Annotated in this window: 21 protein-coding genes; 14 read left to right on the top strand and 7 right to left on the bottom strand. The window is 57.7% G+C overall.

Features of this window, described 5'->3' with window-relative positions; genetic code table 11:
- Nucleotides 1–14 precede the first annotated feature (14 nt).
- On the bottom strand, nt 15–524 hold the full coding sequence (locus ACSEXW_RS02880; RefSeq protein ID WP_438444591.1) for a DUF4912 domain-containing protein: 510 nt from the start codon (nt 522–524) through the stop codon (nt 15–17).
- A gap of 197 nt (nt 525–721) precedes the next feature.
- Between ACSEXW_RS02880 and ACSEXW_RS02875 the strand changes: the two genes are divergently transcribed.
- The 3 genes from ACSEXW_RS02875 (at nt 722) to ACSEXW_RS02865 (ending at nt 4086) form a co-directional block, all read left to right on the top strand.
- Nucleotides 722–1147, top strand: a complete 426-nt coding sequence (locus tag ACSEXW_RS02875; protein ID WP_438444590.1) for a hypothetical protein — start codon at nt 722–724, stop codon at nt 1145–1147.
- A 163-nt stretch (nt 1148–1310) separates the two neighbouring features.
- On the top strand, nt 1311–2204 hold the full coding sequence (locus ACSEXW_RS02870; RefSeq protein WP_438444589.1) for a YitT family protein: 894 nt from the start codon (nt 1311–1313) through the stop codon (nt 2202–2204).
- Between the two features lie 127 nt (nt 2205–2331).
- Nucleotides 2332–4086 carry a methyl-accepting chemotaxis protein gene (locus ACSEXW_RS02865; RefSeq protein WP_438444588.1) on the top strand — a complete coding sequence of 585 codons (1755 nt, stop codon included), beginning with the start codon at nt 2332–2334 and terminating at the stop codon, nt 4084–4086.
- A gap of 83 nt (nt 4087–4169) precedes the next feature.
- Here the strand turns inward: ACSEXW_RS02865 and ACSEXW_RS02860 are convergent, their stop codons facing one another.
- Nucleotides 4170–4382: a cold-shock protein gene (locus ACSEXW_RS02860; protein ID WP_438444587.1), complete on the bottom strand. Its 213-nt coding sequence runs from the start codon at nt 4380–4382 to the stop codon at nt 4170–4172.
- Between the two features lie 83 nt (nt 4383–4465).
- Nucleotides 4466–4666: a cold-shock protein gene (locus ACSEXW_RS02855; protein WP_438444586.1), complete on the bottom strand. Its 201-nt coding sequence runs from the start codon at nt 4664–4666 to the stop codon at nt 4466–4468.
- Nucleotides 4667–4945: 279 nt separating this feature from the next.
- Here ACSEXW_RS02855 and ACSEXW_RS02850 point away from each other — a divergent pair, with 279 nt between their 5' ends.
- Complete coding sequence (locus ACSEXW_RS02850; RefSeq protein WP_438444585.1) at nt 4946–5578, top strand: LysE family translocator; 633 nt, start codon at nt 4946–4948, stop codon at nt 5576–5578.
- 73 nt (nt 5579–5651) lie between these two features.
- Here ACSEXW_RS02850 and ACSEXW_RS02845 read toward each other — a convergent pair whose 3' ends face one another.
- Nucleotides 5652–6149 (bottom strand): hypothetical protein, encoded by a 498-nt coding sequence (locus tag ACSEXW_RS02845; protein WP_438444584.1) that lies wholly within the window; start codon nt 6147–6149, stop codon nt 5652–5654.
- A 191-nt stretch (nt 6150–6340) separates the two neighbouring features.
- Here ACSEXW_RS02845 and ACSEXW_RS02840 point away from each other — a divergent pair, with 191 nt between their 5' ends.
- The 6 genes from ACSEXW_RS02840 to ACSEXW_RS02815 all read left to right on the top strand — a co-directional run bounded on the left by ACSEXW_RS02840 (nt 6341) and on the right by ACSEXW_RS02815 (nt 11719).
- Entirely contained in the window at nt 6341–6631 is a 291-nt protein-coding gene (locus ACSEXW_RS02840; RefSeq protein WP_438444583.1) for a hypothetical protein, read from the top strand.
- Between the two features lie 26 nt (nt 6632–6657).
- Nucleotides 6658–6981 carry a hypothetical protein gene (locus tag ACSEXW_RS02835; RefSeq protein ID WP_438444582.1) on the top strand — a complete coding sequence of 108 codons (324 nt, stop codon included), beginning with the start codon at nt 6658–6660 and terminating at the stop codon, nt 6979–6981.
- Between the two features lie 15 nt (nt 6982–6996).
- Nucleotides 6997–7803 (top strand): RNA polymerase sigma factor SigI, encoded by an 807-nt coding sequence (gene sigI / locus ACSEXW_RS02830; RefSeq protein WP_438444581.1) that lies wholly within the window; start codon nt 6997–6999, stop codon nt 7801–7803.
- Nucleotides 7800–9167: an anti-sigma factor domain-containing protein gene (locus ACSEXW_RS02825; RefSeq protein ID WP_438444580.1), complete on the top strand. Its 1368-nt coding sequence runs from the start codon at nt 7800–7802 to the stop codon at nt 9165–9167. Before sigI ends, ACSEXW_RS02825 begins: the two co-directional genes overlap by 4 nt.
- Nucleotides 9168–9356: 189 nt before the next feature.
- Nucleotides 9357–10670 carry an ATP-binding protein gene (locus tag ACSEXW_RS02820; RefSeq protein WP_438444579.1) on the top strand — a complete coding sequence of 438 codons (1314 nt, stop codon included), beginning with the start codon at nt 9357–9359 and terminating at the stop codon, nt 10668–10670.
- A 32-nt stretch (nt 10671–10702) separates the two neighbouring features.
- Nucleotides 10703–11719 (top strand): aldo/keto reductase, encoded by a 1017-nt coding sequence (locus ACSEXW_RS02815; RefSeq protein WP_438444578.1) that lies wholly within the window; start codon nt 10703–10705, stop codon nt 11717–11719.
- 29 nt (nt 11720–11748) lie between these two features.
- On the opposite strand, the gene ACSEXW_RS02810 is transcribed toward ACSEXW_RS02815, so the two are convergent.
- Nucleotides 11749–12306 (bottom strand): hypothetical protein, encoded by a 558-nt coding sequence (locus ACSEXW_RS02810; protein ID WP_438444577.1) that lies wholly within the window; start codon nt 12304–12306, stop codon nt 11749–11751.
- A 152-nt stretch (nt 12307–12458) separates the two neighbouring features.
- Between ACSEXW_RS02810 and ACSEXW_RS02805 the strand changes: the two genes are divergently transcribed.
- The gene (locus ACSEXW_RS02805; protein WP_438444576.1) at nt 12459–13403 is read left to right on the top strand and encodes a Gfo/Idh/MocA family protein; all 945 of its coding nucleotides are present in this window, start codon (nt 12459–12461) and stop codon (nt 13401–13403) included.
- Here the strand turns inward: ACSEXW_RS02805 and ACSEXW_RS02800 are convergent.
- A complete protein-coding gene (locus tag ACSEXW_RS02800) occupies nt 13382–14413 on the bottom strand; it encodes a helix-turn-helix transcriptional regulator (protein WP_438444575.1) in 1032 nt (343 codons plus the stop codon). The genes ACSEXW_RS02805 and ACSEXW_RS02800 overlap by 22 nt on opposite strands.
- 132 nt (nt 14414–14545) lie before the next feature.
- On the opposite strand from ACSEXW_RS02800, the gene ACSEXW_RS02795 reads away from it, so the two are divergent.
- Both ACSEXW_RS02795 and ACSEXW_RS02790 read left to right on the top strand, forming a co-directional pair.
- Nucleotides 14546–15433, top strand: coding sequence for an SDR family oxidoreductase (locus tag ACSEXW_RS02795; protein WP_438444574.1), 888 nt, complete (start codon nt 14546–14548; stop codon nt 15431–15433).
- Nucleotides 15434–15511: 78 nt separating this feature from the next.
- Complete coding sequence (locus ACSEXW_RS02790) at nt 15512–16099, top strand: sulfite oxidase-like oxidoreductase (protein ID WP_438444573.1); 588 nt, start codon at nt 15512–15514, stop codon at nt 16097–16099.
- Between the two features lie 55 nt (nt 16100–16154).
- On the opposite strand, the gene ACSEXW_RS02785 is transcribed toward ACSEXW_RS02790, so the two are convergent.
- Nucleotides 16155–17405: a S41 family peptidase gene (locus ACSEXW_RS02785; RefSeq protein WP_438444572.1), complete on the bottom strand. Its 1251-nt coding sequence runs from the start codon at nt 17403–17405 to the stop codon at nt 16155–16157.
- 176 nt (nt 17406–17581) lie between these two features.
- Between ACSEXW_RS02785 and ACSEXW_RS02780 the strand changes: the two genes are divergently transcribed.
- Nucleotides 17582–18880, top strand: a complete 1299-nt coding sequence (locus ACSEXW_RS02780) for a hypothetical protein (RefSeq protein WP_438444571.1) — start codon at nt 17582–17584, stop codon at nt 18878–18880.
- Nucleotides 18881–18927 lie beyond the last annotated feature (47 nt).

Genomic DNA, 18927 nt, shown 5'->3' with positions numbered 1-18927 from the left:
GCCTAGCCTCCCGGTCACTTGGCGTATTCTTCGTAAATGCTGAAATTCTCATGGAAACGGGGCATAATGCGTCTGCCGCGGTGAATCCCGTCGCGAGCCTCCTCTATGACCGGTAGGATCGGTTCGCCGTAGACTGCCGAGTAATCACGGGGAGTGATGACGGGGGCCGAACGGAGCAGGGGGATGAACTGCCGCTCCCAGGTGTAGACGCCGAAGTCTGCTATGTAAGTGGCGTTGGCGTTCAGATTGTGCATGTACCAGCTGGAGGACTCCGGGTTCGTTTCGATATCGAAATGTCCGTTGTCGTTGCTGCCGTTGAACATCACACAGGTGACGTCATACAGGCGAATGACCTTGGGCAGTGTGCCCCAATCGCAGCCAAAATGCTGGGAAGCCATCCACCGCTTCCGGTCGCTGACCTCCCAATACACATACAGGGTATGGGCGTCTACCGCCATCAGCTGCAGCAGGTCCTTGTTCAGACGGTCATGGACCTCATAACCTTCTGTTGGAATACGGGACATCGTTCGGATCACCTTCTTCCTTTCAAACGTTTTCATGGATAGCCTTGGATACAACCCTATTAGAGTTTACAAATTTCGAGCATCTTATTCCTCCGGACAGGGAAGTTTTGCCGGAAGGAATTACAGGAAGCCGGCACGAATACATATGGGCAAAAGAGTGATCCGTCATAGGGGCTTTTGAAACGGAGGGGAACACGATGAGCTTTTGCTGCGGCGCCAGCATGATCGGAACCAAAGGAACCTTGAAGCATATCCGGACCCGGATCCACAACGTGCCCATCCTGCTCTGTCCGGTCTGCAGCCGGGTGGATGTTCACTATCTGGCCTGGCAGGAATACGAGATCCTGGCGGAATACGCCCATGGAGACGGAGCCCTCGATGTGGACTTTGAGGACTATACCGAGATGCTGCCGCCTGACCTGCTGTACGCCAACTGCGTCAGCAACGAGGAAACGGAGTCCCCGCAGGACGTGGTCCGGGGGCAGATCGACAATGCGCTGGACCTGCTGGTCTTAAGCGCCCGCACCGGCGATGCGGAGTGGAGCGAGCAGCTTCGAAGAAGGCTGAAGATCCTTGGCCAACGGGCCGCCAGACTGCAGAAGAAGGCCGGACGGGCGGAATAGCCCCGATAATAGCTGCCGAAGCTTCAATATCCTTAAGATCACCCCCATTCGGACGGAATGTCCGTACAGGGTGATCTTTTTTTGTCGCTGCCCATAAACTGTACTATACTTATGGGAACAGATGGGTCCGTGCGTCGGTCCATCAGAGAGAGGGGGAACCCATATGATCAAACCGGCGGTAAAAGCTCGGCCCCCGGTCCAGCACAGACGCTTGACCCGGGCCAAATTCCTAAGGCGCGCCGTCTTTGTCACGATCGGCTCGGCATTGGTGTCGGTTGGCCTGGAGCTTTTTCTCGTGCCCAATAACATCATTGACGGAGGCGTCGTGGGGATCTCTATCATCCTGGCGTATCTGACCAAGCTGCCCATCGGGCTCTTCCTGCTGCTTCTGAATCTTCCGTTCCTGTTCCTCGGCTACAAGCAGATCGGCAAGACCTTCGCCCTCTCCACCCTGTACGGGGTTACGGTCATGTCCATCGGCACCTATTATCTGCACCCGGTGGAGGTGCTCACCACCGATCCGCTGCTCTCAGCCGTCTTCGGCGGCGTCATCGTAGGCATCGGCGTTGGCCTGGTCATCCGCTCCGGAGGCTCGCTGGACGGAACTGAGATCGTGGCAATCCTGTTCAGCAAGAAGACGCCGTTCTCCGTCGGCGAGATCGTCATGTTCTTCAACCTGTTCATTCTGGGCAGCGCCGGGTTCGTGTTCACGCTGGACCGGGCCATGTATTCCTTGATCGCCTACTTCATCGCCTTCAAGATGATCGACATCACCATCGAGGGCTTCGACGAATCCAAGTCCGTCTGGATTATCAGCGACCGCAGCAAGGAGATCGGGGATACCATCCTGAGCCGTCTCGGCCGGGGCGTGACCTATCTGAAGGGCGAGGGCGGATTCACGGGGGACGGCAAGAAGGTCATCTTCTGCGTCATCACCCGTCTGGAGGAAGCCAAGCTGAAGGCCATTGTGGAGGAAAAAGATCCCGCCGCCTTCCTAGCCGTCGGCAACATCCATGATGTCAAGGGCGGGCGCTTCCGCAAGAAGGATATCCACTAATCGTACATAAAGTGACACGATTCGACGTTTTTTAAGCGTCCGCTAAACGGGGGTTCAGGTATCCCTCAGCTTCCCCCATTATGCTTATACCCATGAGATCAGCATGAGGAAACGGGGGATTCAGGGTATGAGGATGGGATTGCGGAATTGGAAAACGGCTTACAAAATGGGACTGTTGGTGAGCATCCTGGTGGCGCTGAACCTGCTGACGGGAGTCCAGAGCTTCCGGCAGCTGGATGCGGCGGTGAGCGACGTGGATAAGATGTACCAGGACAGCGTGCTGCCGATCAGCTCGCTGAACAAGCTGCAGAATGCCAGCCGGGTCATGGAGAAAACCTTCATGGAATTCGGGCGGCCGGGGGCGGCGGCAGATCTGTCGAAGCTTCAGAAGGAGCTGGAGACCCAGCAGACGGAGCTGAGCGAATTGCTTCAGGAGGTGGGAGGATCGGGACTGGACACCAAGGAGGAGGAGCTGGTGAAGACCATGCGCGACTCTCTGGAGCAGTACGCCACCACCATGGTGCCGATCATCCAGCAGAACGCGCAGAATAACGCCGGCGGAACGCAGACTGGCGGGGTGCCCGGTGCGCAAGGGGACAGCGGCTCCAATCCGTTCGAAGCGGGGGAGGAGATCCTGGCCAAGCTCTCGGATGCCATCGTGGAGATGACCGAATATAACGCCTCCAAGGCGGATGCGGCGGCAGAGGACATCCGGATCCACACCGCCGATGCGTCCCGGAAGAGTCTGATCATCACCATCGCTGGGGTCTTGGCGGCCGTGGCGGCGGGCTGGTTCATCTCCCGTCAGATCTCGGATCCGATCCGCCGGATCAACCGGGTAGCCAACCGGGTGGCCAAAGGGGATTTGCGCACGGAGAAGCTGAAGCTTGACCGCAAGGATGAGCTGGGCGAGCTGGCCGGCTCCATCGACACGATGGTGGACTCGTTGAAGGACCTCCTGCAGAGGCTGGACGGTTCGACGGATGTGGTGGGCGGCATGTCCCGCAAGCTGCAGGAGCAGGCGATCCGCACGGAGAGGGCGGGAGCCGCCATCTCGGATTCCGCACGGCTCACCGATCAGGGCTCCCAGGAGCAGAACGTGAAGATCCGGTCCATGGTCTCGACGCTTCAAGAGATGGCGGCCGCCATTCGGATGACGACGGCCACCGGCGAGGAAGCGGCTACGGCTGCCACCCGTTCCGCCGAAGCTGCTGCCAAGGGACTTCAGGTCATCGGCCAGTCGGTGAACGATATGGAGGAGGTCAGCCGGGATATCCGGCACGCCTCCGACCGCATGTCGGAGCTTGATAGGGAAGCGGGGAAGATATCGGAGATCGCAATTCTGATCTCGGAGATCGCCAATCAGACCAACCTGCTGGCCCTGAATGCCTCCATTGAAGCGGCCCGGGCCGGAGAGCATGGGCGCGGCTTCGGCGTGGTGGCGGCGGAGGTCCGCAACCTGGCGGAGCAGGCGAAGGTATCGTCCGAGCATGCGGCGGAAGCCGTGAAGCTGCTGCAGAAGGGCACCCGCCAAGCGGCGGCCGATATGCGCAAGCATGCGCAGAAGGCGGAGCATGGGGTGATGGCGGCGCGGGAGGCTGGAGCCATGTTCCGCGAGATCGCGCAGGAGGTGGACGCCGTCACCGAACGGATGACGGATCTGTCCGCCGCCATGGAGCAGGCTTATGCCGGCTCCGAGGAAATCGTCAGCTCCGCGGAGAATCTGGGAATCCTCGCGTCCCGGTCCGCCATCCAGTCGGAGCAGGCGGCCGGACAAGCGGAGGAGACCGTTGCCGCCATGAAGGAGATCCGGAGCTTCTCCGAGCAGCTGAAGGAGGAATCTGCTGAACTCGAGCGGCTAATGAAGAACTTCGCGCTATAAGGCCGCCTGCACGTATCGGACGGCGTCCAAAAAAGAAGCACGGCTACCCAGGGATCTGCCCGGGAGCCGTGCTTCGTTTTGGTTTACTGCTTCTTTTGAAGGGGACTTGTATTCTCCACGATGGAAAGCATCCGTTGGCTCTTCGACATGATAGCGTGGCATTGGGGGCACGTCGGGGTAATTCGGAATGCGAAGTTATCCCGCATCCACCCGTTGCAATTCTCATTGCTGCAAGACCAGATGTCCGTGATCTCCTCCGGAACATTCTCGAGCGGCCTTTTCCGTGAATGGTACAAGTTGCATCCCTCTTTCTCCTGCGGATTGGCGGTGCGTATAAGAAAAGCCCCAAACGCGATGTTTGGGGCTTGGGTGGATGATATTACAGCTTAACTACGTTAGCTGCTTGCGGTCCGCGGTTGCCTTGAACCACTTCGAACTCAACGCGTTGGCCTTCGTCCAAAGTCTTGAAGCCGTCGGTTTGGATCGCGCTGAAGTGTACGAATACGTCGTTGCCGCCTTCCACTTCGATGAAGCCGAAGCCTTTCTCTGCGTTAAACCATTTCACTGTTCCTGTTTGCATGGGTGTAGCCTCCAAATAGTTATTTATATGACCTTTATTCTGTGTAGAAAAAGAAATCACATATTGTACAAGGTTATAACACTGAAAATCATAACCCTCTACAATATGTGAGTTCAGGTCAAAATTTCATTAAGGTAACTTTATCACATCCGAAGGATCAATGCAAGCTGCATGTGAAGAAAATGCCACAATTTTTTGGCTGGATGGGTAAAAAAGGGTGTGATAAGATGTAGGGAAAAAAACGGGCGGTCCGAATGGGCGGGCGGGGAGGCTGATCTGATGCTGGGCATCGAACACTACGGTTTATTCTTGGTATCGGGGATTCTGTTGAACATTACGCCGGGAAGCGATACGCTGTACATCTTCGGAAGATCGCTGTCCCAAGGGAAAGCGGCGGGGATGATGTCCGTGTTCGGCATCATCTCGGGGGCGATGCTCCATACCCTGTTCGCGGCCCTGGGGCTGTCGGTGATCCTGATGCACTCGGCGGTCGCCTTCTCCGTGATCAAATGGGCGGGGGCGGCCTATCTGGTCTATATGGGCATCAAAGCGGTCCGTTCCAAGACGCCGATCGGCGGGGTGAGCGAGGGCAGGCCTAAGGAGGAGCTGCGTAGAATCTACCTTCAGGGGCTCCTGACCAATCTGCTGAATCCCAAGGTCGCCCTGTTCTATCTGGCCTTCCTGCCGCAGTTCGTCAGCCCCGGCCATGGCTACGGCCCCCTGCCCTTCCTCCTGCTGGGCTTGACCTTCATTACGACGGGCACGCTCTGGTGCAGCTTCCTGGTGGTCGCTTCCGACTTGGCCCGGCGGCATCTCCTGAAGGGCAAGATCAGCCTCTATCTGAACAAGGTGACGGGGCTGATCTTCATCTCCCTCGGCATCAAGCTGCTGAGTGCAACCCGCAACGGCTGATCCGGCCGCCGCGTCTAGAGCCTCCAGTCTGCCGCTTAACGGCAGGCCGGAGGCTCTTGTGACATCGGGGCCACTAGCAGCCGCAGCCTGTGCCCGGAAGTACTCCTGCGGCCAGGTAGGGCTTAGGCAGCCTGGAGCCGGCCGGACCGGCGGTCCACCGGAAGCTGCGGATGATCCGGGGAGCGTCCTCGTTCACCATGCGCTTCATCAGCCGGATCTGTTCTCCATACTTCTCCGTGTCATAATCCCCCGTGTCGGGATCCACGAAGGCGTAGGGGAGCTCCTCCGGCAGCATGCAGGCCGCCACCAGGCCGCCGCGTGCGCCCAGAAGGAGCAGGGGGGAATCGGCGTAGAGCCGCTTCCAGCGCTTCGTGGACATCCGGAAGACCAGCACCGTAAGCACGTCTCCGTAGCGGATGCCTTTGTAGCGGAAGATCAAGTGCAGAGCGTACTCCGCTCCCATCTGTTTCCCGGAGCTTCTAACGGTCAGGTAAGGCTTCCACCAGGCGGGAAGACGGAGGGAAAATCCGAATGTCCGGTCCCGGTAGACCATAAAATCTTGGGGAGGCATGATCCATCCACTCCTTTTTTTGCCATAGGCTCCTTACCAGGCTATTCGGCATTGGAGGGAGGGGTGACTTAAAGCGGCAGGTCCCACCAAATTTTAACAAAAACCGCTTCCATGGAGCACCACCCTGACCTGTGGTATAATGAGTACTTGACATGCCAAATCTTAAGGACCTGTCTATGGGAGGGATATCCATGCCCTATGTTCTTCAACATAAGGATACGGGAGAGCTGTTCTCCTGTTTTTTGACCAATATCTACGATTTTCGCTATTACGGTGTGAAGGTATGGGAGGACCGGGAGGCGGCGCAGGCCGAGCTTGGGACCATTACGGCGGAGCACGGCTATGACCAGCCCTGGGAATGGGAGCCCGTCGAGCTTGGCGAAGACCGGGTGAAGATGGGCAACGTCAAGCTGAACAACAACCCGGACAAGCGCATTTATCTGACCCCGGAGGGCAAGCTGGAAGCGAGAAGCGCTACATAACGCATCTGATGAAGGAGAGGACGAACATGACCTACGAAGAATTCGTGACCGAATACTTGGAGCTCCTGCGCGAGCTTCCGGACGATAGTGAAGAATCCATTATGGTGACCGGCTTCCTGAACGAACAGATGGCGGTGAATGATTTCAAGGTTCCCCTGGAGGAGCTGATGGTGGTGCTGAAGGCGGTCCGTCCGGCCATCGCCGGCTATCTGGACCTGATCGGCTCCCGCGATTTCAAGAAGCTTCTCCGCTCCGAGATGCCCCTGGAGGAGGCCTTGGCCCGTCTGGGGAAACCCAAAGATTATTTCGACTTACCCCCGCAATCCGATGGGGTAGAGCGAACCCTTTAGTGTGAGGTGGAACTTTTGATATTAGTTCTCTTAAAGCGTTTCTTGGGCAAAAGCCATTCTCACCGTTCTGATGCTTACCCAGGCTTGACTCCGGAGGAACTGGTGCGGCAGATTCAACAGGGCGACATTCGATTGCGCAACCATTTCATTACCGAATACCAGCCTTATGTGGCCAAAGTGACGAGCCGGTTCAGCAAGCGGTACATCGATCCGGCCCGGGACGATGAGTTCGCCATCGCGCTGGCGGCGTTCAATGAAGCGATCAACCAGTTCTCGGCCCAATCGGGCCGGTCCTTCCTGAGCTTCTCCGAGACCGTCATCCGCCGCCGGCTCATCGACTACGTCCGCAAGGAGCAGCGGTTCTCCCAACAGGTGCCGTACAGCTCCTTCGAGGTGGAGGACGACGAGGAGAACATCGTTAACCCCGTCGAGGTCCACCAGGCCATCCGCCAGTACGAGCTGCAGAAGGGCATGGAGGAGCGGAGAAGCGAGATTCTGGAGCTGAACCGGGTGCTCTCGGACTTCGACATCAGCTTCTCCGATCTGGCCGATTCGTCGCCCAAGCATTCCGACTCGCGGGAGACGCTTATCGGCATCGGGATCATGCTCTCCAACGACAGTCAGATGATGCGGACCCTGCTGGGCAAGCGCATGCTTCCGATCAAGGAGCTTCTGGAGGTGGCCGACGTATCCAGGAAGACCCTGGAGCGGAACCGGAAATACATCATTGCGGTAGCCATCATTCACAATGGGCCTTATCCATACTTAAGAGATTATCTGCGCATTACCAAGGCGGAGCAAGAGGGGAGAAACGATTCATGAACAAGGGCGTCGTGATGGAAAAAACCGACAAATCAATCATCGTAATGACGCCGTCCGGAGAGTTCGAGCGGATTCCGGCCAAGAACCGGAACTGCCAGGTCGGCGAGGAGATCCTGTATGCCGCCCGCCCGTCCGGTGCACGCCAGCCCGCCTTCGCCGCCATGTCCGTCTTCGTGGCCGCCGTTGTATTCTGCATGATGCTGTTCACCGGCATCCCGGCCGCTTTTGCAGATAAGTCGGTGGTGGCATACGTCTCCATCGACATCAACCCCAGCGTGGAGCTGGGGATCGACAAGCACGAGAAGGTCCGCGAGATGCGCGGTCTGAACGACAAGGGGCTGGAGGTGGTCCAGGGCCTGAACTACAAGGGCAAATCCTTGGATGATGTAGCCGACAAGCTCCTTCAGAAGGCAGAGGAGATGAACATCTTCACCCAGGGCGAAGGGGACATCATCATCGCCAGCACGACGGTGAAGGAGACCTCCGCTCTGACGGACGAAACGGTCAGCGAGCAGCTGAAGCAGCAGGTGCTGGCCCACGTGGTGGCGAAGCATCCGGATACGGCGGACAAGATCGAGGTCACCGCGTTCTCGGCTCCTGCAGAGGTCCGGGAGACGGCTAAGGATACCGGCTTGTCCGTGGGCAAATACAGCGTGTATCTGAACGCCAAGAGCACCGGACGAGACGTGAAGGTGGAGGATCTGAAGCAGGACTCCATCCACAACCTGGCCAAGGAAGCCGGCGGATTGAGCAAGCTGGTGGATGCCACGAAGCTGCAGAAGGACAGCATCAAGGAGCTGCTGCAGGAGGAGAAGAGCGGCAGTCTGGATAGGAAGGTGCAGGACAAGAAGAAGGAGGACGAGAAGAATAAGAACTCCTCCGTCAAGCCGTCGGGCAAATCCGGCAGCACGCCGGGCAAGTCCTCCGCCACACCGACGCCTTCGAAGCAGGCTCCCACTCCGACTCCCAAGCCGTCCTTGAAGCCCAGCGATGCCTCCAAGGCGACGGACAGGAACGATGACAGGAAGAATCAGGATAAGCCCAAGGATCCGAGGGGCGACGATAAGAACAACGGAGATTCCAAGGACGATAAGACCGGTAAACCGGGATCGTCCTCGGCTCCTTCTCCGGGAAGCGGTTCCGATCACGGCAAGGGCAAGGATCAGGATCCGGGGAAAACCAAGGATGAGGACCGCAGAACCGGCGGTCCTTCGGCGGATTCCAAAGCCCCGACTCCCAAGCCGGACAACGGCAACGGAAAAGACAAGAAGGATAACAAGGACGACAAGGATAACAAAGATCGTAAGGACCTTAAGGATAAGGATAAGGATAACAAGGACGACGACAGGAAGGACAGGAACTGATCCATATGTGATTCATCGATCCCAGGAGAACCATCCTGGGATTTTTTGCGAGATTTAGTAGATTTTCTTGAAAAATCGGTGAGATTAAAATCGAAATCTCTTAACAACTATGCTAAAATCAACAATTGGAGGGCCTGAACGCGAGATTAACCGGCCAGCCGGCTGGCCGCCGGAGAAGGGGAATCCCACATGTCGATTGCAGAGGAACTCTACTTGGAAGCTCTAGCAGATTATGTCTTGCAGGATCATTCTCAGAATAAGATGCCGGATCCCGGGTTGACGGAGCGGTTCTCCTCGGTTTCCGTGACGGACATTGTGGAGCTGCACCGGGTCTCGACCCGCCGGATCGCGGAAGGCAAGCCGGAGGACCAGGCGCTTCGGATCTACGATGCGTCGCTTCGGTTCCTGACCGATTTTCTCGCCCATTGCAACAAATCCGTATATGCTGCACCGTCCTCTTTGGTGCTTCTCAAGAATAAATATGAGAATGTCCTGCAGCATATGGACAGCGGCATCGCATTATTCAACGAATCCGGGCGTTTGACGTTCATCAACATGAACATGGCCCGGCTTATCGGGCTCCCCCGCAAGGCGCTGATCGGATTCCGTCTCATCGATGTCATGCGCAACCGCATGGTCCCCCGGAAGATCCGCAAGTCCATGCTGCATCTCTACCGGGAGATGGTGGATTATCGGACTCCATACCATGAGATCACCACCGGACAGGGTAGGCATCTCCTGGTGACCGTTACATATGAGAATGAGCTGGACGGCGACGTCCTGATCAGCGTGAAGGACGTGACCGAATACAAGAGGATCGAGCAGGCGGCGTACCAGAACGACAAGCTGGCCATCCTCGGCAAGATCTCTGCGGCCATCGCCCACGAAATTCGGAATCCGCTTACTTCGATCCGCGGCTTCGTCCAGTTCCTGAAGCCGGAGCTGACCCGGATGGGCAAGCATGAGTATGCCGACATTATTCTGGATGAGATCGACCGGGCCAATTCCATCATTCACGAGTTTCTGAATTCCTCCAAGCCTACGGCACCTCTGAAGAAGCCGGTGCTGGTCCATGCCTTCATCAAGGACGTCATGCTCCTGTTCGAAAGCGACGCGCTGCTGCACCAATGCAGGATCGAGGTCGGCCCCATCGACCAGACTCTGACGGTGGCCGTGGATCTCAAGCAGGTGAAGCAGGTGCTCATGAACATCGTCAAGAATGCGGTGGAGGCGGTGGCGCAGAGCCGCGGGCCTGAGGGCCGGATCCAGATCCTGGCGGTGCATGAAGCCCCCTGGATCAAGATAACCGTCTCGGACAACGGGGACGGCATGGATGCGGATACGGCAAGCCGGCTGTTCGACCCGTTCTTCACTACGAAGGAGGCCGGCACCGGATTGGGACTGTCCGTCAGCTACCGGATCATCAAGAACCACGGGGGGAAGATTGACGTCAGAAGCCGGCCCGCACAGGGCACCACCTTCAGCATCTGTTTACCGGAGTAACCTACATCTGAAGAACGAGAGGGGCATGCACGATGAGATACCGGGAGTTTGGAGCCATAGGCTATCGCGTTTCCGCATTGGGCTTCGGAGCCATGAATTTGCCGGGCGTGCCTTATGAACAGGCGGAAGCGGCGCTGAATTACGCTCTGGATCAGGGCATCAACTATATCGACACGGCTGCTGGCTACCGAAACAGCGAGGAAATTCTGGGCCAGGCGGTCTCCCACCGCCGCAAGGATTTTTTCCTGGCCACCAAGACGGCCCAACGAAGCTACGATGCCGCCAAGGCGGAGATCGAGCGGAGTCTGGAGCGGATGAAGACCGATACCATCGACCTGCTCCAGATCCATTACGTGAACTATCCTCAGGAATACCAGAGCGCCATGGCGGAGGACGGCGCCTACCGGGCGGCCGAAGAAGCCAAGCGGCAGGGTATGGTTCGCCACATCGGCATCACGGGCCATAGGCCGGAGCTCTTGGCCAAGTGGGTCCGTTCCGGCAAGTTCGACCAGACTCTGTTCCATCTGAATCTGGGCCAGCCCTTTGCCGCCAGGGATCTGATCCCGGCTCTGAAGGAGATGAATATGGGCCGCGTTGCCATGAAGCCCCTATCCGGCGGCTTCTTCCAGCCTGTAGAGAAGGCGCTGCGCTATCCCTACAGCCAGGACGTGCACGTGATCATCTCGGGCATGGTTAGTGTGGAGGAGGTCCGGATGAATCTGGCTGCCTTCGAGCAGGAGGTGGAGGAGGCGGAGCGGCTGGAGCTGGAGGCTCTGGCCGGACAGCTGGGAGCCCACGACTGCCGGCGGTGCAATTACTGCACGTGCCCGATCGGGATTCCGATTCCCGACGTCATGATCTCCAGCCGGCTTCGGGAAGTATACGGCCTCCTGCCGAAGGGAGACGGCTTCTACCAGAAGCATAAGGACAAATTCTTCTCCTGCGCCGATTATGAGCCGTGCCGGGAGAAGCCCCTCTGCGAGGAGAAGTGCCCGTACCATCTGCCGATGGCGACGGTGGTCCGGGATGCGGTTGGCTACTTCAAATAAAGGGAAAAAAAGGACTGTCAGCCTGTTGATCAGGCTTCCAGTCCTTTTCGTACTTGGGTGGTTCGGGGTGCTTGAAAGGCGGGATCCAGGGTGGAGAGATCCTCCATCCGGATGACCAGACGGGTAACCTCGTCGGTCGTGTAGGACAGGCTGCTGACCCGGTCCTTCAGATGAGCAAGCTCGATGGCGAACCGGCTCTTCTTGCGTCCGTGCTTGCTCAGGTCGTAGAGCAGAACGGTCAAGGCGGCGGACGAGGCGGGAAGCGGGTCTCCTGTATGAACGGGAACCCCTTCCAGGGAGAACAGCAGCTTGCGCTTGTTCCATTGAATCGCGCCGGGGTCGGCTTCGATCACCAGGAATCCTTCGCCTTCTTCCTGAGCGGTCCGATAGAGACGGACCTTGGAGGTGCGGCGTCCGGGCCGCAAGGTCTGGGTGGAAGACCAATCGGGCAGGAAGGGAACCAGCAGGATCGGGACCGCCGTAGCGGCGTACAGCAGGTATGCGGATTGCAGCAGAATAGCCAAGCCTATGAGCAGTACGAAGATGATGAGTCCAACCATAACGGCTAAGCCGTTCTTGCTTTTCATGTATGTGGGCCTCCCCGTGTGCGTTAACGACAGACGATAAAATTATTTTAGCACATGCCGACCCCTGTTTAAAGCTGTTGAATGTTGTCAATGGGTCCGTTGTCATAATCCCGGCACTCGAATGGCCGGTTTATTGGAAGGAGAGGGAACGTATGGGTAAGATCAGAATCGGAATCGTCGGGCTGGGGGATATTGCGGAGAAGGCATATCTGCCGGTCCTGGCCTCCCACGCGGGTGTGGAGATTGCGGGTGTGGCCAGCCGGTCGGAATCGACGGTGGAGCGGGTGGGTGCCCGCTACCGGATTGAGAACCGGTACACGGAGCTTGACAAGCTCCTGGCCCTGGAGCCGGAGGCGGTATTCGTCCACAGCCCCACGGAGACCCACCACGAGATTGTTCTCCAGTGTTTGCGTGTGGGAGCGGCCGTGTATGTGGACAAGCCGCTGTCGTATGAGATTGGCGAATCGGAGGCCATGGCGGAGTACGCAGACAAGACCGGCCGGCTGCTGGCGGTAGGCTTCAACCGGCGGTTCGCTCCTCTGTACCGGCAGGCCAAGGAATATCTGGACGAAGCGGGAGGGTTCGAGCTGTGCGCCGCGGACAAGCATCGGCCGAGGAAGCAGAAGGGCACGGCCAAGGTCACCTTGTACGACGACCTCATCCACATGGTGGATCTGGTGTCCTGGCTGTGCGGCAGTCAGGACCGGCTGGAGGAATACCGTCAGTCGGTGGACGGAGACGGTCGGCTGGTCTATGCGGCGGGCCGCGTACCCGACGCTTCCGGCAGCGGCAGCGCCTCCTTCAGCATGGCCCGCGGCGCCGGGCTGGACCTGGAACGGCTGGAGCTGCACGGCGGCGGCCGGAGTGCCCAGGTGGTGAATCTGGAGCGGGCGGTGTTCGCCTCCGCAGCCGAGGGAACCCGGGAGACCGGCTTCGGCAGCTGGGACTCCGTCTCGTACCGGCGGGGGTTCACCGGAGCCGTGGAGCACTTCCTGGCTTCGCTGGCCCGTCCGGAGACCTGTGAGCTCCGAGCGGACCGGGTGATGGCGTCCCACCGGCTGGTGGAGCGTATGCTTCAGCGCGCCGGGCTGTCGTAAGCGGCCAGAATGGAGGCGGCCGCCTCCCGAATCCGGGTGCGGAGCTCCTCGGGCTCCAGCACCCGCACTTCCCCGGCGAAGGGGAGCAGGATGGAGGCGGCCGATTCCAGCGTATGAAACCGGACATGGATTCGAAGGAATCCTTGTCCGGTTTCTTTCGTTTCGGCCACCTGCAGGAAGCGGGCGGCCCGAAGCCGGGGAAGGAGCGAAGCGTCGGCCTGCAGCACGGCGGGGTAGACCGGCAGCTGCTCCTTGAAGCGGACGACGGACGCGTCCCAATAAGCTGCCAGGTCGAAATCCTCCGGGGGGCCGGAGGCGCTCTCCGCCAGCAGGGCGGCTTCGCGGATACGGGACACCCGGTAGGTCCGGACGGCGGAGGCTGCGGGAGCGGGCGCCTGAGCTTGGGCCTGGGCCTGTGCCGGCAGGTCCGGATCCTCCACATAAGCGACCAAGTACCAGATGGTGCCCTTGATGACAAGCCCCCAGGGGTGAAGGATCCGTTCCGACGCTTCCGCCTGTTCCGTCCCGTAGCGGATCCGGACCTTGCGCCCGGCCCAGATGGCCTCCTGAAGCAGCCGGAGGAATGCGGCGGCATCGGACGGCATGGCTCCGTCATACCAGCCGGCCCCGTCCACGTGAATTCTTCGCCGGACCTCCTCGGCTTCCTTCCGCCAATCGGCGGGAAGAGCCGCCAGCAGCTTGCGGGAGGCCCGGGCGAAGGCCTCGCTCCAGGCCGGATCGCTTGACGGACCGGCCAGCTGGGGGAGCAGCAGCGTCCGGACATCGTCCTTGTTGATGCCGGTCAAGAGGGATCTGTACCCGGGGGGCAGGTACCAGCCGCCGCCGGTTCCGCGGTCGGCCATGACCGGGATGCCTGAAGCGGACAAGGCCTCCATATCCCGGTGGATGGTCCGCTCGGAAACCTCCAGACGACTAGCCAGCTGGCGGGAGGTGCAGCGGTCGGACTGCTGGAGCAGCATAAGCAGATGAAGAAGCCGGTCGGCGCGCATTAGGGTTTCTCTCCTATAGGGGATCATGATGCTGTTATCTTACCATACGAATATGACAAAAGGTGTCATGAACTCATGATAAAGTGATCTTGTTAGAACTTCTAACCCAACACTTGAACGGAGGCGGTAAGAATGAAGCCCTTAGCAGGACAAGTCGCAGTGGTGGCGGGAGGAACCCGTGGAGCGGGCCGGGCCATCTCGTTGGCATTAGGTGAAGCGGGAGCTACGGTGTACGTGGTGGGACGAAGCACACGCGGAGCCCCGTCCCCGATGAACCGGCCGGAGACCATCGAGGAGACGGCCGAGGGAGTGACGGCCCGCGGCGGCGTCGGAATTGCCGTCCGTGCGGATCTGACCGTAGAGGAGGAGGTGCGGGCCCTGTTCGACCGGGTGCGGGAGGAGCAGAACGGCCGCCTGGACATTCTGATCAATGACCTCTGGGGAGGCGACCCGCTGATGGAATGGGGCAAGCCCTTCTGGGAGCAGAAGCTCGGCAACGGGCTGCAGATGCAGCGGCAGGGTGTCCAATCCCGCCTGATGACCAGCTACTACGCCGCTCCGATCATGATAGCCCGGGGGAAGGGACTTCTCATCGAAGTGACGGACGGAGTAGGCTACGGCTTCCGGGGCAGCTTGTTCTACAGCCTGGCCAAGATCTCCTCCGTCCATCTGGGGGAGGCACTGGCCGCCGAGCTGGGCCCCCATGGGATCACAGCTCTGTCGATTACCCCTGGCTTCCTCCGGTCGGAGGCTATGCTGGAGCACTTCGGCGTGACCGAAGAGAACTGGCGGGACGCGACGGAGAAGGAGCCCCACTTCATCGCTTCGGAAACGCCGGTGTATATCGGCAGGGCCGTGGTGGCCTTGGCAACCGATCCGAAGGTGGCCGAAAAGGCGGGCCGGTCGCTCAGCACCTGGGGATTGTCGGAGGAATATGACTTCACCGATGCGGACGGAAGCCGGCCTCATTGGGGCAATTATTTCAGGGCGACTTTCCCGGGGGAGAAAGGCAACATTTGACAGATACTTCGGATGCGATCTCACGGGCAGAGGGTTATAATACCAGTAGAATCGTTTGTCGGGAGGGGAGCCTGAAGCATGCTGGATCATACGACGAAGGACAAGGACCGTGTACCGCCGGGGCAGCGGCTGACCGAAGGGTTTCCGGTGCTCCATTACGGGGAGGTCCCTTACTACCGGGACATGAGCAAGTGGGATTTCCGCGTGTTCGGCCTGGTGGAGGAGGAGCTGACGATCTCCTACAAGGATTTTATGGTGCTGCCGCGGCAGGCGTTCAAGAATGATATTCACTGCGTAACCACCTGGTCCAAGCTGGACAATGTGTGGGAGGGTGTGGCCGTTTCCACGGTGATGGAGAAGGTGAGGCGGAAGCCGGAGGCCCGCTATGTCATGCTGCACGCTGAGGGAGGCTGGACGACCAATCTGCCGCTTGAGGATTTCCTGGCGGAAACCAGCTTTTTCGGGATCAAGCATAACGGAGAGCTCCTGACTCCCGAGCACGGGTATCCCGTCCGGATGGTCGTCCCACACCTCTATTTCTGGAAGAGCGCCAAGTGGCTCCGCGGGGTGGAGCTGATGGCTCATGACAAACCGGGCTTCTGGGAACGCAACGGCTACCACATGTACGGAGATCCGTGGCGCGAAGAGAGATATGATTTTGATTGAATGACAATAGAGCAGAAGGCCCGGGGATACCCCTGAGCTTCCTGCTCTATTTTTGTTAAAGGGGTGCCTGGATAACATATTCCAAGCTAAAATCCCGTCCTTCGATCCATTCTTGAATACTAGGTTCGATGAGGACATTCGGCATCAAGGAGGAGGGATCGCCCTCCGAATTTCGAAAGTACTTGGTTGAATATTGACCATGAAGGCCGGAGTATGGCAATTCGAATACTTCGATTTCTCCATAGGAATTCGGCTTGCCTCCGGTTGGTTCTCCGATCAGGATGGCGTTGACCCGTTTGCTAAGATCTATGGCATTCAACATTCCGGAAGAAAAGGTGCTTTTACCGATGAGGACGAATAGACTCCCCGGTTTGGTAAATCCATATGTTAGAAGGGTATCCATCAACGGAGCCATCACACTCGAATTTCCTCCTGAGTTATTGCGTAAATCAATGATGATTTTATCCACTCGGCCATTGTTGAGTGTCTGTTGTACCGATTGATTGAAGTCCTGCATCGTTTGATCCGGACTATTCCGGCAATGATTATACTGGATGTATAGGACCCGGTCCTCATCTCTGAGCTCATACCAATAATCGCGATGGTTATTGATGTAATTCAAAGGGTAATGATTGCTTTTGCTCTTGTACACGGCATAAGCGTTGGTTTCATTCTGGATGGGAACCGAGCTTCGCACATCTAGATTCAAGATATGTCCATCTCCACTTTCAAGGGTGAATACGGCGGTACTAGGATGTTCGATTATCGAAAGCCCATACATGAGTGAGCTGTTGCGAAGAAATTCGGGAACCTTGGATTTTACCCATTGTTCGTTCTCATGCGGGATAACCGTCCTTAATTTGGTTATAACTTCATCGATAGGTTTCCCGTCTATGGCAACAAGCTTGCTGCCGAGCAGTTCCTTTTTATCCTCCGGTACACGAAGCAGGTAGATTCCCTCTTTTAACCACAGGAAATAAAGCTGAAAGGATTCGGTCTCCATCGGATACAAGGCGGTGTGAGCATCGCCGATGGAGGCAGTCAACATCATAAGTGCCGCCATCCTTTGGCTTTCATTCATATCAGACAGGGTATCTCTTATTTGAGCGGCTTTTTCCAGAAAGGACTGCTCGGAGATGTTTTGAAAAGGAAACCGATGTTGTTCTTTGATCGTGGATACTAACAGGTCTAAATCATCCCGCCAAGAGGATTTGTTCCAATCCTGAGATGGATTCAGGGGTAAGGAGCTTCCACTGCAGGCAATAAGTAGAAGGATCATTATGAATCGAACCCATACCTTTTTCATGACTTGACTCCTCAATAAGATCACTTATCCATATGCCTATATCTTACATCATCATCAAGTAACATATATTGGATTTATTGTGAATATGAAGATGGGATTTCTGCAGAATGATAAGGCAGCAAGGAATTGGAAATAGTAGAGGGTAATCCAAGAAATACCGGGAGGATACCCATACCATGCCGCATCGGAAGTTCCAGTCCCGTGACATCCGTCCCCGTTATGCCAAGGGGCAGATCTCCGTATTCGGGATCAACTCGGTCTATCCCCGCACACCTTGGATTGCCGCTTGGTGGTCGGCGGCCTTTCCGGGATTCGGTCACATGTTCATCGGGAAGTATCTGCACGGCTTCGTGCTGATCCTCTGGGAGCTTGTGGTGAACAGCCAATCCCAGCTCAATATGGGCATCGCCCTATCTTTCCTGGGCCGGTTCGAAGAGGCGCGGTCCCATATCAATCAGGAATGGGGACTGCTGTATATCGCCGTATATGCCTATAGTATCTGGGACAGCTACCGCAGCGCGGTGGAGATCAACAAAAGCCACATCCTGGCCGAGGTCGAGGATGCGCCGATCGCCCCTTCGGATGTCAGCTTTTTTGAAGTCAGCATCCTGGATAAGAAGAAGCCCTGGGTAGGCATGCTCTGGTCCGCCTTGTCGCCCGGGTTGGGCCAGTTGTATGGCGGCAGCACGATAGTCGGCACCTTCATCTTGGCCTGGTGGATCTATATCTGCTATAAGGCTCAGGCCGTCCGAGCCCTGCTCTACTCGTTCCTGGGGGATTTCGCCAGCTTGAAGGACTTGGTGGACTGGCAGTGGTTTCTGTTCCTGCCTTCCATGTACGTTTTCGCCATCTACCAGGCCTATGCAGCGGTCAATGAAAACAATACGTTATTCGACATCGAGCAAATCCGGTATCTTAGAGTGAGGGCTGCACACATGGAACAGCTAGACCGCAAGGAAGGTCCCACCGTACAGATCATTGCCACATTCGAGCATTCCCCCTTTGTGGAGATGGCCATCCATGATCTCGAAAAGCTGGGGGTGCCGCCGGAACATATCGTTGCGCTGCCTATGGAGAACCTGGAATCGGAGACGCATGTCATTGACTCGATCCACCGGGTCGACGGGAGAAGCATTCTGGACGGGGCGATGATGACCGGAACGATCTTTGCGGTTCTGGGCGCCATATACGGATTCGTCTGGTACTGGGGGCCGATCATCTGGGGGCTGCTGGGCTTGGCGGGCGGCTTTCTCTTGGGCTTGGGTATGGAACTGGCACTCTCCAAAAAGAAGATCCGCGTCTTCGCGAACCGGAAGAGTGAGGTGGTGCTGCAGATCACCAGCACGGCTGCTCTGCAAAACCGCCTGATTCAAGTTTTGAAATCCCGGAAGGCCAACGGGTTCGTGGTTATGCCACGCGAATTGCCAGACAGGGCCGATTCTGCTCATGCCGAAGCTCTTTCTCTCATACCCTGATTCTAGGCACGATTACGATGCGTGATCATGGAAGGGACCGGAGAAGG

It is taken from the genome of Oryzibacillus soli (genome assembly GCF_051594765.1).
Classification (GTDB): Bacteria; Bacillota; Bacilli; order Paenibacillales; family NBRC-103111; genus Paenibacillus_AR.
This window is presented reverse-complemented; position numbering and strand designations above follow the sequence as displayed.